Consider the following 13,516-nt stretch of genomic DNA (forward strand, 5'->3'; position numbering starts at 1 on the left):
GCCCCGAGGGCGGGACCTCAGGGCCCACGTCCTACCCGAGGAGGGGAGCACCCCTCGCCGGATCGTCGGGACGGCGGGGGGTCCACGGGGACGGGGAGACCCGCGTCAAGAGCCGGTGGCCGCCCGCCCCGCTCCACGGACCGGGTAGGCGCCGCCCGCCGGGAACGTTCCCGGCGGGCGGCGCCTACCGGCAGGAACGATTCCTCAGCAACCGTTGAGGATCGAGGTGAGCGCGCTCTTCTCCGCGCTGTCCACGGTCAGGCCGTAGAAGTACTTCACCTGCACCCAGGCGCGGGCGTAGGTGCAGCGGTAGGAGGTCTGCGGCAGCCAGTGGGCCGGGTCCTGGTCGCCCTTGGAGCGGTTGGAGCTCGCGGAGACGGCGATCAGCTGCGGGCGGGTCAGGTCGTTGGCGAAGGCCTTGCGCTGGTCCGTGGTCCACGCCCAGGCGCCGGAACGCCAGGCCTCGGCCAGCGGCACCAGGTGGTCGATGTCGAAGGTGGAGGCGCTGGTGGTCGTCACGTTGTCGTAGACCGAGGTCCAGTTGCCGCTGACGGAGGCGCAGGCGGAGTCGGTGACCACGCCGCTGCCGTCGCGCTTGAGGACCGTCTCACGGGTGTTGCAGGTGCCGGCGATGGTGATCCAGTGCGGGAACAGCGTCCGGTCGTAGGTGTCGTCGTGGGACTCCGCGGTCGCCGGGAGGGAGGCCAGGTAGGAGCGGGCCGTCGCGGCCGAGACCGGGGTGGGCAGGGCGGCCTGAGCGCTACCGGCGCCGGCCAGCAGGGCGGTGAGGGCGAGCAGCAGGGCGCCGAGGGCGGCCGGCAGGGAGCGGTGCAGCGTGCGTATCGCAGGCATACGGGGACTCCAGAATCGGTGTGAGGGCAGGCGGAAGCCCCCGGGCGGAGCGGCCCGGGCTGGCAACCAGCATGGCGCGACAGGGGTTTACGCGGGTAGACCCCGGAGGTGAACTTTTTTGACCGGCGGTCAGCTCGCGGCCGGGCGCCGCACGGGCCCGCACGGCGCCGGAGGGTGCCGCACGGCCTGTGTACCGGGGTGCGGCCCGCGCGGGGAGTGCGGGCGCAGGGAGTGCGGGCGCGGGGGTCGGGGCGCTGCGTGGCACGATGGTCCGGTACGAGGCGCGAACGCCGGAGGGGGCGGGCCATGGAGCACAGCAGAGTGACGGGCGAGGATCCGGACGGGCACCAGCACGTCGTACGGATCGTCTCCCGCCGGGCCGACTCCGTCCGGGTCGTCTGCGACACCTGCGGCTACAGCAAGTGGTCGGTGGTGGGCGCGCGGGGCAAGGCCGAGCGGCACCTCGGGCAGGAGCACGAAGCGGAGTACCTCCGCCAGGAGTTCCCGGTGGCGCGCTGGGTCATGACGGCGATCGGTCTCGCCGTCCTCGTCGTCTTCCTGTTCACCTACGGACCTCTCCGGTAGCGCCGGGCGCCTGAGCCCGGGGCTTCCGGCGGTGCGGAGCCCCGAAACGCCGAACCGCCCCGTCCGGCGGGTGCCGGGCGGGGCGGTCGGGGTGCCGCGGTGGGGCCGTGGTCAGGCGGCGGGCTTCGCGGAGCCGGTCTTCGAGGCGACGGGCTTGGGGGGCCTGGCGCCGAAGAGCCCGAAGAACACCGCCAGCGTCGGGACGAGGTACAGCGCCCAGACGACCACCTGCAGGACCGTCGGGTCGGGCTGGAAGTTGAACACGCCCTTCAGCAGGGTGCCGTACCAGCTGTCCTTCGGGATGGTGCTGCTGATGTCGAAGGCCAGGTCGTGCAGACCGCCGAGCCAGCCGGCCTCCTGGAGGTCGTGCACGCCGTAGGCGAGCACGCCGGCCGCGACGACGACCAGCATCGCGCCGGTCCAGGTGAAGAACCTGGCCAGGTTGATCTTGAGCGCGCCCCGGTAGAACAGCCAGCCCAGCACCACCGAGGTGAGCAGGCCCAGCGCCGCTCCGATGACCGGGTTGTAGCCGTCGTCGGTGGCCTGCACCGCCGACCAGATGAACAACGCCGTCTCCAGCCCCTCCCGGCCCACCGCCAGGAACGACGTGGTCACCAGCGCGAGGGCGCCCATCGCCACGGCCGCGTCCAGCTTGCCGTGCAGTTCGGCCTTCAGGTGGCGGGCGGTGCGGCGCATCCAGAACACCATCCAGGTGACCAGGGCGACGGAGACGATCGACAGCGTGCCGCCGAGGGCCTCCTGGGCCTCGAAGGTCAGCTGCGAGGAGCCGAACTGCAGGACCGCGCCGAAGGCCATGCTGAGGACCACCGCGGCCGCCACCCCCGACCAGACCGGCGGGAGCTTGTCCCGGCGGTCGGTCTTGACCAGATAGGCGATCAGGATGCAGACGACGAGGCTGGCTTCGAGGCCCTCGCGCAGGCCGATCAGGTAGTTGCCGAACACGCTGGCTCCTGGAGGGGTGTGGTGGTGGTACGTGGGGAAGGGCGCGCCAGGTCAGCCGAAGAGCGCCTGGCCCCACCACTCGCCGGGCTTGCGCACGCCCGCCGGGCAGGCGAAGTGGGCGGAACCGACGTGCTGGATGTACTCGTTGAGCTTGTCGCTGGAGGCCAGCCGCTGCTGGAGCGGGACGAACGCCTTGCGGCTGTCGCGCTGGTAGGCGAGGAAGAACAGGCCGGCGTCCAGGCGGCCGAGGCCGTCGGTGCCGTCGGTGAAGGAGAAGCCGCGGCGCAGGATCATCAGGCCGTTGTTGGTGTCCGGGTGGGCCAGGCGCACGTGGGAGTCCTCGGGCATCGCCTTCAGGTCCGGGGCGTCGTGCTCCTTGGGCCTGCCGTACGGGGCGCCCTCGCCCTTGGTGCGGCCGAAGACGTCCTCCTGCTCCTTGAGCGAGGTGCGGTCCCAGGTCTCGATGTGCATCCGGATCCGCCGGGCGACCAGGTAGGAGCCGCCGGTCATCCACTCCGGGCCCTCCCCCGGGCCCACCCAGACGTGCTCGGCCAGCTTCGCCGTGTCGCTGCCGGCGATGTTGTGGGTGCCGTCCTTGAAGCCCATCATGTTGCGCGGCGTCTGCGCGTCCGGGGTGGTGGAGGAGGTCTTGCCGAAACCCAGCTGCGACCAGCGGATGTTGACCGTGCCCATGCCGATCCGGGCCAGGTTGCGGATCGCGTGCACGGCGACCTGCGGGTCGTCCGCGCAGGCCTGGACGCACAGGTCGCCGCCGGAGCGCTGCGGGTCGAGCTTGTCGCCCTTGAAGTTCGGCAGGTCGATCAGCGCCTCCGGGCGCCTCGCCTTCAGGCCGAAACGGTCCACGCCGTCCTTCTCGAACAGCCCCGGGCCGAAACCGATCGTGAGGGTGAGCCGGGAGGCGGGCAGGCCCAGGGCCTCACCCGTGTCGTCCGGCGGCGCCTCCGGCAGACCGGTCGCCGCGCCCGTACCGACCTCACGGCCGCCGGTCATCGCGGCCGCCGCCTTCGTCCACTCCTTCAGCATCTTCACCAGCGACTCACGGGTCGCGCTCGCCGACACGTCGAACGCGGCGAAGTGCAGGCGGTCCTGGACCGGCGTGGCGATCCCCGCCTGGTGCTCACCGTAGAAGGGGACGTCCGCGGCGGTGGCCGGCGCCGCGGGGGTGTCCTCGTCCTGCCGGGTCGCGGCGGCGACCGAACCCACCGCCGCCGCACCGAGCGCGACACCCGCACCCGCCCAACCGATCACCGCACGACGACTCACCGGGCTGCGGCCCGCACCGTCGCGCTCACTCGTGGCGGCCTCGACGTCGGTGCCGGCCGGCGTCCCGTTCTGCTGCTGGTTCTCGGCGTCCATCGACAGGCGGACCCTTCTCTGTACTGACTCACGGATGCCGTGGCGGCCGCTGGGGCCGCCACGGCGGTGGGCTGGCGACCGGCGGGACCGGGCGCCTTCCGGGCGGGTGTTACTTGACGACCACGGCGGCGGCCAGCTTCGACAGCGGCTCGCCCAGCGAGTTCACCGCGTCGGAGAAGGTCTTGCGCTCGGCCTCGGTGACCTTGTCGTAGGAGGTGTAGCCGCCGTCGGCCTGCTTGTACTTGGCCAGCAGCGTCTGGATCGCGGCGAACTCCGAGTCCAGGGTCTTGGCCAGCTCGGCGTCCTTCTCCGCGGCGACCGGCTTGAGCAGCTCGTAGGCCTTCTTCGCACCCTCGACGTTGGCGGCGAAGTCCGCCAGGTCGGTGTGGCTGTAGCGGTCCTCCTCACCGGTGATCTTGCCGGTGGCGACCTCGTCCAGCAGCTCCTTGGCGCCGTTGGCCATGCTGGTCGCGGTGATCTCCGCCTCGGGGATCTTCTTCTGCCAGTCCTTCAGGTCCGCCACCAGCTGGTCGGCAAGCTTCTTCTCGTCGTCACCGATCGTGGCGTCGGCCCAGAGGGACTTCTCCAGCTTGTGCCAGCCGGTCCAGTCCTGGCCGGCCTCCAGACCGTCCTCGCGGGTGTCGGTCTTCGGGTCGACGTCACCGAAGCTCTCCGCGACCGGCTCGGTGCGCTCCCAACCGGTGCGCGACGGCGCGAACAGCGACTTCGCCTTCTCCAGGTCCCCGCCCTTGATCGCGGCGGCGAACGCCTCGACGGCCGGGATGGTGGCGTCGGCCTGCTCCTGCGCGTAGACGCGGTAGGCGTCGACCGCGGCGGTCAGCCGGGGGTCGGACGGGGCGGCGGAGGCACCGGCGCCACCGGTGACCGTGATCTTCTGCCGGATGCCGTCGCCGACCATGCCCGGCTTGCAGGCGATCTCGTACGACCCGGCCTTGATCTCGGCGTTGATGCTGGCCTTGGTACCGGGGCCGATGTTCTCGCGCTCGGTGATGATCTTGTCGCCGTCGCCGTAGACGTAGACCTCGGTGGTCTTCGACCCCTTGTTCGCTATGTCGATCACGACGTGGCCGGCCGGGAAACTCGTCTTGGAGACCTCACAGGCCGTGTCGGTGGCGTTCACCTTCACGGCGTCGGCGGAGGCCTTGTCGTCCTTCTTCTGCGAGCAACCGGCCAGCGCGGCGGTCGTCACAGCAAGGGTGAGCAGCGCGGCTGCGGTGGAACGACGGGCGGACATGAGGGCTCCAGCGGGGAAGGCAGACGGTTCAGGGCATGACTGAGAGTGGGTACGGGAACCGGGGCCACCGGTGCCCCCCACCCACTTAGCTAAGGCATACCTTAGGGACATCTGATTTCGCCGTCTACACCGGGGCCCGCCTTCGATCCACGCAGGTGGGGACGGGCCGGGCGGGCGGCGTGCCGTCAGCCCACCGACTAATTCCGGCCACCACCGGCCGGGCCCGAGGGACGCCGCCCGGGCGCATCCCGCCGGCCCGCCTTCCGCGACCCGCCACCGCGGCCGCCCTCAGCGGCCGGGCGTCCGGCGGGCGGCCGCGCGGGCGCTCCAGCGGCCCTCGTGCCGGCTGATCCGGATCGGGTGACCGAAACAGGCACTGACCAGCTCGGTGGTCATCACCTCGTCCACCGGACCGGCCGCGACGCACTCGCCGTCGCGCAACAGCAGTGCGTGCGTCGTGCTCTCCGGCAGCTCCTCCAGATGGTGCGTGACCAGCACGCTGGCCAGCTCCGGGTGCTGATGGCGCAGCAGGTCCAGGCTGTCCAGCAGCAGCTCGCGGGCGGTCAGATCGAGCCCGGTGGCGGGCTCGTCGAGCAGCAGCAGCCGCGGGCTGGGCATCAGGGCGCGGGCGATCAGCGCCCGGCCCCGCTCCCCCTGGGAGAGCGTGGGCCAGGGCGACTCCGCCAGCGCCGTCATACCGAGCGTCTCGATCAGCCGCTCGCCGCGGTCGAGCTCCTCGGGGGAGGGCTTGCGGTGCAGGTCCGGTTCGATGGTGTTGGTGAGACCGGTGAGCACCACCTCGCGCACGGTGAGCGGCGAGCGCAGCGGGTGGCGCGGGTTGACGTGGCCGAGGTGGGCGCGCAGCTCGCGGATGTCGACCCGGCCGAGCCGTCGGCCCAGGACGTCCACCTCGCCCCGGGTGGGGTGGGAGACCGCGCCGAGCAGCGCCAGCAGGGTCGACTTGCCGGCGCCGTTCGCACCGAGCAGCGCCCAGTGCTCGCCGGGCTCGATGGTGAGGTCGATCCCGCGCAGCAGGTGGCGGCCGTCCCGGACGACGTCGACGTCCCGGGTGCGCAGCAGCGGGCCGGCGGGCAGCGGATCGGACGTGCTCATGGCGGGCGGGCCTCCGTGGGGTTGGCGCCGGACAGGGTGCGGGCTCGGCACCGCACCGGGTGGGCAGGCACCGGCCGTCCGCGTGCAGAGTACAACCGTCGAACGGACGGCGGCCGGGAGCGTCCGAGGTGTGGACGGGGCCCGGCGCGCCCCTGGCCCGGGGCGCGCGGGGGCGGGGACGGGGCGCGGGCCGGCCGGCCGGTCTGCACGCCCCTGTTCTCGGACGGCAGTTGGCGGGAGGATCGGAGCGAAGCACGATGTGAAGGGGGCTGGACGGATGGGGTGGGACGCGGAGCCGGTGGGGCGCGCCGGGACGCTGCACGGGCGGTTCGAGGAGCAGGCACGGCGGGCGCCGGAGGCGGTCGCCGTCCGCTGCGGCGCCGGGGAGCTGACCTACGGGGAGCTGGACGCGCGGGCGGACCGGCTGGCCCGCCACCTGGTGGCGGTCGGGCTGGAGCCGGGCAGCCGGGCGGCGGTCGCACTGGGCCGGGGCACGGAGGTGTTCGTCGCCCTGCTCGCGGTGCTGAAGGCCGGCGGCGCGTACGTACCGCTGGAGCCGGGGGCACCCGACCCGCTGCTGCGGCATGTGCTCACGGAGGCCGATCCGGCCGTGGTGGTGACCGAGGAGAGCCACCGGGTGCGACTGTCGGACGCCGGCGGGCGTGCCGTGGTCTGCGTCGACTCGGCGGCCGGGGCGGTCGCGGCACAGCCCGCCGGTCCGCCGACGGTGGCCACCGGACCGGACGACCTGGCCTGCGTCTTCTTCACCTCCGGCTCGACCGGCCTGCCCCGGGGCGCGCTGATCGAGCACCGCAACCTGCTAGCCGCCCACCGGGGCTGGCGCGCGGTGTACGGGCTCCGCGCCGACGACCGGATCCTGCAGACGGCGAGCCTGGAGTTCGACGTCTTCACCGCGGACTGGGTGCGCGCACTGTGCACCGGCGCCACCCTGGTGGTCGCGCCGCGCAACCTCACCCTGGACCGCAGCGCCGACATCGCCGACCTGCCCGCCCTGGTGGCGGCCGAGGGCATCACCGTGCTGGAGCTGAACGTCCGCACCGCGCGGCGGCTCCGGGCGCACCTCACCGCGTCCGGCGGCGCGCTGCCCGGGGTGCGGCTGCTCACCGTCGGCGCCGAGAAGTGGTACCTGGACGAGCAGTTGGGCCTGCAGCGACTGCTCGGCCCGGACGTCCGGGTACTGAACGTGTACGGCCTCGCCGAGGCGTCCGTGGACAGTACGTACTTCGACGCGGCCGGCGCGACGGGCGGAGAGGGCAGTGAGCGGGTCTCGCTGGTCGGCGAGCCGTTCCCCGGCGCCCGGGTCCATGTGCTCGGCCCGGACGGCGGGCCCGCCCCGGGCGGGGCGGTCGGGGAGATCGCCGTGGCCGGTGCGGGCCTGGGCCGGGGCTATCTGAACCGGCCCGACGAGACGGCCCGCCGGTTCCGCCCCGCGGCCTTCGACCCGGACGGCCGGGTCCTGCTGACCGGCGACCTCGGGCGGGTCCGCGAGGACGGCGTGCTGGAGTTCACCGCCCGCGCCGAGGCCGTGGTCGGGCCGGTCGACTCCGTCCGGGCCACCGACGTGGTCAAGCGGGTCACCGCGGCCGCGGCCGCCGAGGGCGTGCTGCGCTCGCACCCGGCGGTCCGGGAGGCCGCCGTCGCCGAGGTGGAGCCGGAGCCGGGGCGGCGCGCCCTGGTCGGGTACGCGGTCACCGGCCCGGAGGCCGACGGGGCCGACGCGTGGTCGCTCTCCGCCCATCTGACGAAGCGCCTGCCCGCCGGCGAACTGCCCACCGCGGTGGTGCCGCTGCCCGCGCTCCCCCGGACCAGGGCCGGCAAGCTCGACCGCGGCTCCCTGCCGCTGCCGGCGCCGCGCGACTCCACCGGTCCCCGAACCGGGAAGGGCGGCTCGGGCGGCTCGCGCGGTCACAAGGGCGGGGGCGGCAAGGCCGGGGGCGGCCGGGCGGGCGAGGCCAGGGAGACCGGTCTCACCGGATGCGGCTGGGCCTTCCTCGCCCTGCCCTTCGCCCTCGCGGCCTGGCTGCTCACCGACTCCTTCTGGCCGGGCTCCACCGACCTCTCCGCGGTGCCCGACACGTACAGCGGCTGGTTCCGCATCCTGTACCTCGCCGAGTGGGTCTCGTTCGGCCTGGGCGCGGCCTTCCTGGTGGCCGGACCGGCGGTGATCGCCAGGTACGGCCGGCCGCCCGGGCTCTCGATCGCCGCCCACCTGTCGGTGTTCTGGCTGCTGGCCTCCTGGTGGCCGCAGGACAACCTGTACCGGACCAGCTCGCCCACGGACTGGCCGCGGCAGGCGGTGCTGGTCTACGTCTTCAACATCGCGCTGATGGCCGCGGCCCTGATCGTGGCCCGCTTCCTCGCCTGGCGGCCGCCGTCCGAGCGGAAGTGAGGCACCCTCGGCTCCCCGGGCTCCCAGGGCTCCCGGGGAGCTCTCGGTATGTGCGGCGCGGGGCCGCTCAGCGCGGGGCCGCTCAGCACAGGGCCGCTCAGCACAGGGCCGCTCAGCACAGGGCCGCTCAGCGCAGGGCCTCGAACATCCGGCCCAGCGCGTGGTTTCCCGCACCGATCAGCGCCTGCGCCGCGTCCAGCGCCTCGACCCCGCGTGCGGCGAGCGCCAGACCGACGGCGGGCTCCGGCTCGTAGCCCGCCGTCGGCACCAGCGGCAGGACGGTGGCGCCGAGGCGGGCGCAGTGCGGGCGCAGCCGGTCCAGGTGGTCGTGGAGCGCCTCCTGGGAGATCCGGGCGCCGAGCGGCAGCGCGTCCAGAGTGCGGACCAGATGACCGGGGCCACGGACCAGGTCCAACCGGGCCCGCAGCACGAACGCGATCGCGGGCCCGGTGAGCCGTAGGTTGATCTCGGTCGGGGCGAGCCGGCGCTCCCGGTCGGTGACGAAGTCGACGTCGTACCAACCGCGGTGGCCCTCGGCGGCGAGCCGCTCGCCCACCGCGAGTCCGAACCGTTCGGCGGTCGCCGCCGCACCCGGCGGCACCACGCCCGGACCGACCGTCACCCCCTGGTAGCGGGTGCCGTCCACCGCCATCTCACCGACGCCGACCGGGTGGACGCGACCGTCGTCGCCGACCACCGCGTCGAAGGTGAGGTCGCGCAGACGGTCGGCACGGCCGCCGTCGACGTACTCCTCCAGCAGGAGGTCCCCACCGGGCGGCAGCAGTTCGGCCCGGGCCAGCCGGCGCAGCAGGGCCCGGGCACCGCCGGCCGCGAACAGCTCCTGCGGGGTCACGACGGCCGTTCCGTAGCCGCCGACGCCGTGCGGGCTCTTCAGCACCGTGGTCAGGCCGCGACTCGCGCGGACGGTGAGCCGGCGGGCGGCGCGGCGCGGGGAGCCCGGCTGCTCCTGGCGGGGAACGACGATCCCGGGGTGCGCCGGGGCCAGTTCGGTGAACAGCCCGTGCGCCGCCGCCTTGGACTCGTAGCGCCGCACGGCCGACAGCTCGGGCCCCTCCCCCTGGGCGGCCGTCCGCCCCCAGGGCAGCACCGGCAGGCCGCCGGCGGCGATCCGCTCCGCCAGCGCCGGCCGTCCGGCGAGTGCCCGCGCGAGCGTCTCCTGCGGGGCGACCCCGCTGTACAGCTCTACCGGCCCCCACTCCAACTCCCGGGCGAGCCAGTCGATCCAGGCCCGCTCGACCTCGCCCGGCAGGACCACCAGCGCCGGCTCGGGGCTGTAGCAGCTCGCCATGCCGGCGTAGTGGTGCGCCTGCCGCAGGCGCCGGGCCCGCTGGGCGGCGTCCACCCCGGGCGCGAAGAACTGCTCGTTGAAGTCGGCGACGTTGCCGAGATGCACCGCCCGCCGTCCGCCCGTCCAGGCCCCCAGCCATCCGTCCATCCCGCGAGCGTACGGCCCGGCGGGGGCCGGCCGCAGGGGGTCGGAGGCAGCGGCCGGAGGTGGACGGGTCGCGGGCATGGACGCGGGCGCGGTCGCGGGCATGGACGCGGGCGCGGTCGCGGGCAGGACGCGAGCCGGACGCGGGAGCCGTCGCGCGCTGGACGCGAGCCGGACGCGGGAGCCGTCGCGAGCGCGAGCCTCAGAGCCGGAGGAGGCCGGCGTCGGTGCGGCGGAAGCCGCAAGCGTCCAGATAGAAGGGGCGCAGGTGTTCCTCGAAGTCCACGTGCAGCCACTCGCAGCCGGCGGAGCGGGCGGCCTCGGCGGCGGTGGCGACCAGCCCGGCACCGATGCCGCCGTGCCGGGTGGCGCGGGCGACGACGGCGTCCAGCAGGAAGGCGTGGGCGCCGCCGTCCCAGGCGACGTTGACGAAGCCGGCCAGGGCGCCGCCGGCCGGGCGGGCGCAGACCCAGCCGAGGCTGTGCCGCTCCAGGCGGGCACGCCAGTCGATCGGCCCGGCGGGCCCGCCGAATCCCTCGGCGTGCAGGGCGGTGAGTTCGTCGTTGCCGAAGACCCCGCGCCAGCTGTACCGGATCGTCATGGCCGCCCCCTCCAGCACTCCTTCACGACCGATCAGGTTTGATCAGTACAGGACACAGATTGGTCAAGATCTGATCGAATGTCTAGCCGAGCTTGGCAGCTCACCGTCAATCTCTGATCCAGCTCTTCCCTGCAGCTACCCCGACTGGAGTCAGAGTGAGCCCCACCTCCTCTCAGCGCCGCCACCTCGCGGCCGGAGCCCTCGCGGTCACCGCCGCCCTCGTCGCCGTCACCTTCCAGGCCGGCACGGCATCCGCCGCCCCCGCCGACCGGGCCGCGGCGATCGCCCTGGCCAGGGCCAACGTCACCCACAACGCGGGGGTGTTCGGCTTCGGCGACGGTCAGGACCTTCAGGTCAAGGACGTCGTCATCGACGCCGACGGCACCCAGCACGTGCGCTTCGACCGCACCTTTCAGGGTCTGCCCGTCATCGGCGGCGACCTGGTGGTGCACCAGGACGCGCGCGGCCGGCTCAAGGACTCCTCCCGCGCGGCGGCCCACGACGCCGCGGTGAAGTCCATCGTCCCGGGCGTCCCGGCGCAGACCACCGCGAGCCGCGCCCTGCAGGCCGCGCCGACCATCGGCGCCGCGACCAGCTCCCCCGAGCTGGTCGTCTGGGCCGCCGACGGCACGCCCCGGCTCGCCTGGAAGACCACCGTCGCCGGCATCGGCGACCACGGCCAGCCCGCCGGAAAGGTCGTCGTCACCGACGCCTCCACCGGCGAGCAGATCGAGACCTACGACTCCGAGCACCAGGCCAGCGGCACCGGCCACTCCGAGTACACCGGCGACATCACCATCGACACCACCGCGCAGTCCGGCGGGTACGCGCTGATAGACCCGGTGCGCAAGCACGTCACCAAGGACGCCCACAACGTCTCGGCGAACTCGCTCAACGCGAGTTCCGGGACGCTCTTCACCGACACGGACAACGTCTGGGGCGACGGGCGGAAGTTCTCCACCGACCGCGCCACCGCGGCCGTCGACGCCCACGCCAACACCGCCTGGACGTACGACTACTACAAGAACACCTTCGGCCGCAACGGCATCAAGAACGACGGCAAGGGCGCCACCGTCTTCGTCCACGTCGGCAGCAGCTGGGACAACGCCCAGTGGTCCGACAGCTGCTTCTGCATGATGACCGGTGACGGCGACGGCACCACCGACCCCGAGCAGGTCGACCTCGACACCATGGGCCACGAGATGACCCACGGCGTCACCAGCGCCACCGCCAACCTCCGCTACAGCGGCGAGTCCGGCGGCCTCAACGAGGCCACCAGCGACATCTTCGGCACCATGGTCGAGTGGTACGCCAACAACGCGGTGGACACCCCCGACTACCTCTTCAGCGACCAGTCCACCCCGCCGTGGCTGCGCCGGATGGACAAGCCCTCGCTGGACGGCCGGTCCGCCGACTGCTGGAGCCGCAAGGTCGGCCAGCTCGACGTGCACAACTCCTCGGGCGTCGGCAACCACTGGTTCTACCTGGCCAGTGAGGGCAGCGGCAGCAAGACCATCAACGGTTACACCTACAACAGCCCCACCTGCAACGGCTCCACGGTGACCGGCATCGGCAACCAGGCGGTCGCCAAGATCTGGTACCGCGCGCTGACCGTCTACATGACCTCCACCACGGACTACAAGGGCGCCCGCACGGCGTCCCTGAACGCGGCCAAGGACCTGTACGGCGCCACCAGCACCGAGTACAAGGCCGTCGCGGCCGCCTGGAGCGCCGTCTCGGTCGGCTGACGACCCGCTCTCGGCACCACAGCGGCGGCCCGCCGCTCCGGGCGGTCTCCCGGGGCGGCGGGCCGCTTCCACGTGCTCGGCGAGGCTGCCGGTCCGCCTCCCGAGCCGATCGGCCGCTGAACCGATCAGCCCAGGGCGCGGACCGGGGAGCCCGCCAGGAACGCCTCGATGTCCTCCACCGCCTGCCCGTAGTACGTGCGGTAGGTGTCGCCCGAGACATAGCCGAGGTGCGGGGTCGCCAGCAGCCGGGGCGCGGTGCGCAGCGGGTGGTCTGCCGGCAGCGGTTCGACGTCGAAGACGTCCACCGCCGCACCCGCGATCCGGCCCTCGGTCAGCGCGGCGAGCAACGCCTCCTGGTCGACGATCGCCGCCCGCGAGGTGTTCACCAGGTACGCCTGCGGCTTCATCACCGCGAACTCGGCCTTGCCGAGCAGGCCACGGCTGCGATCGCCCAGCACCAGGTGCACGGAGACGAAGTCGCTCTCACGCAGTAGCTCCTCCTTGGAGGCGACGCGCCGGACACCGACCGCCGCGGCCCGCTCCTCGGTCAGGTTCGGGCTCCAGGCGACCACGTCCATGCCGAACGCGAGGCCCACCCGGGCCACCAGGGCGCCGATCTTCCCCAGGCCGAGGAGCCCGAGCCGTCGCCCGGCCAGGTCGGCGCCGAGGGTGCTCTGCCACGGACCACCCGTGCGCAGCGCGTTGTTCTCGGTGACGATGCCCCGGGCGAGACCGAGCAGCAGCGCCCAGGTCAGCTCCACCGGCGGCGTGGCGGAGCTCGCCGTACCGCAGACCGTCACCCCGTGCGCACGGGCGGCCGCGTAGTCGATCACCGTGTTGCGCATCCCGGAGGCGACCAGCAGCCGCAACCGGGGCAACCGGGCGAACAGTTCGGCCGGGAAGGCCACCCGCTCGCGCAAGGTCACGATGATGTCGAAGCCGGCGACGGCGTCGACCAGTTCGTCCGCCGAGTCGAAGTGTGCGGGGAAGGCCGTCAGTTCCACCCGGTCGGTCACCGGCGACCAGTCGACGATGCTCGTGGCGACACCCTGGTAGTCGTCGAGTACGGCGCAGCGAAGTTTCATCCCCGTACTCTCGCAGACCGCCCCGGGGAGCGGGACGGCCCCCGGAACGCGCCACTCGCTGAACGGACGGCCTC

At 73.4% G+C, this 13,516-nt stretch carries 11 protein-coding genes; 3 read left to right on the forward strand and 8 right to left on the reverse strand.

The annotated features are described in order from the left end of the window. Positions 1-204: 204 nt before the first annotated feature. Positions 205-852, reverse strand: coding sequence for an HNH endonuclease family protein (locus tag AB0J08_RS28580; protein WP_360640455.1), 648 nt, complete (start codon positions 850-852; stop codon positions 205-207). A gap of 306 nt (positions 853-1,158) precedes the next feature. On the opposite strand from AB0J08_RS28580, the gene AB0J08_RS28585 reads away from it, so the two are divergent. Further along, on the forward strand, positions 1,159-1,437 hold the full coding sequence (locus tag AB0J08_RS28585) for a hypothetical protein (protein WP_360640458.1): 279 nt from the start codon (positions 1,159-1,161) through the stop codon (positions 1,435-1,437). A 111-nt stretch (positions 1,438-1,548) separates the two neighbouring features. Here the strand turns inward: AB0J08_RS28585 and efeU are convergent, their stop codons facing one another. The 4 genes from efeU to AB0J08_RS28605 all read right to left on the reverse strand — a co-directional run bounded on the left by efeU (position 1,549) and on the right by AB0J08_RS28605 (position 6,145). Then, positions 1,549-2,400: an iron uptake transporter permease EfeU gene (gene efeU, locus AB0J08_RS28590; RefSeq protein WP_360640461.1), complete on the reverse strand. Its 852-nt coding sequence runs from the start codon at positions 2,398-2,400 to the stop codon at positions 1,549-1,551. Positions 2,401-2,451: 51 nt separating this feature from the next. After that, positions 2,452-3,777 carry an iron uptake transporter deferrochelatase/peroxidase subunit gene (gene efeB, locus AB0J08_RS28595; RefSeq protein ID WP_360640464.1) on the reverse strand — a complete coding sequence of 442 codons (1,326 nt, stop codon included), beginning with the start codon at positions 3,775-3,777 and terminating at the stop codon, positions 2,452-2,454. 109 nt (positions 3,778-3,886) lie between these two features. Beyond that, positions 3,887-5,032: an iron uptake system protein EfeO gene (gene efeO, locus AB0J08_RS28600; RefSeq protein ID WP_360640468.1), complete on the reverse strand. Its 1,146-nt coding sequence runs from the start codon at positions 5,030-5,032 to the stop codon at positions 3,887-3,889. A gap of 288 nt (positions 5,033-5,320) precedes the next feature. Further along, entirely contained in the window at positions 5,321-6,145 is an 825-nt protein-coding gene (locus AB0J08_RS28605; RefSeq protein WP_360640471.1) for an ATP-binding cassette domain-containing protein, read from the reverse strand. Positions 6,146-6,422: 277 nt separating this feature from the next. Here AB0J08_RS28605 and AB0J08_RS28610 point away from each other — a divergent pair, with 277 nt between their 5' ends. Continuing rightward, on the forward strand, positions 6,423-8,555 hold the full coding sequence (locus AB0J08_RS28610) for an amino acid adenylation domain-containing protein (protein WP_360640474.1): 2,133 nt from the start codon (positions 6,423-6,425) through the stop codon (positions 8,553-8,555). Between the two features lie 127 nt (positions 8,556-8,682). Here the strand turns inward: AB0J08_RS28610 and AB0J08_RS28615 are convergent, their stop codons facing one another. Continuing rightward, entirely contained in the window at positions 8,683-10,011 is a 1,329-nt protein-coding gene (locus tag AB0J08_RS28615) for a hypothetical protein (protein ID WP_360640477.1), read from the reverse strand. Positions 10,012-10,210: 199 nt separating this feature from the next. Continuing rightward, positions 10,211-10,609, reverse strand: coding sequence for a GNAT family N-acetyltransferase (locus AB0J08_RS28620; RefSeq protein WP_360640480.1), 399 nt, complete (start codon positions 10,607-10,609; stop codon positions 10,211-10,213). Between the two features lie 155 nt (positions 10,610-10,764). Here AB0J08_RS28620 and AB0J08_RS28625 point away from each other — a divergent pair, with 155 nt between their 5' ends. After that, positions 10,765-12,357 carry a M4 family metallopeptidase gene (locus AB0J08_RS28625; protein ID WP_360640483.1) on the forward strand — a complete coding sequence of 531 codons (1,593 nt, stop codon included), beginning with the start codon at positions 10,765-10,767 and terminating at the stop codon, positions 12,355-12,357. 125 nt (positions 12,358-12,482) lie between these two features. On the opposite strand, the gene AB0J08_RS28630 is transcribed toward AB0J08_RS28625, so the two are convergent. Beyond that, positions 12,483-13,442: a D-2-hydroxyacid dehydrogenase family protein gene (locus AB0J08_RS28630; protein WP_360640486.1), complete on the reverse strand. Its 960-nt coding sequence runs from the start codon at positions 13,440-13,442 to the stop codon at positions 12,483-12,485. Positions 13,443-13,516 lie beyond the last annotated feature (74 nt).

The sequence above is a fragment of the Kitasatospora sp. NPDC050463 genome (assembly GCF_040655255.1).
Lineage (GTDB): Bacteria > Actinomycetota > Actinomycetes > Streptomycetales > Streptomycetaceae > Kitasatospora.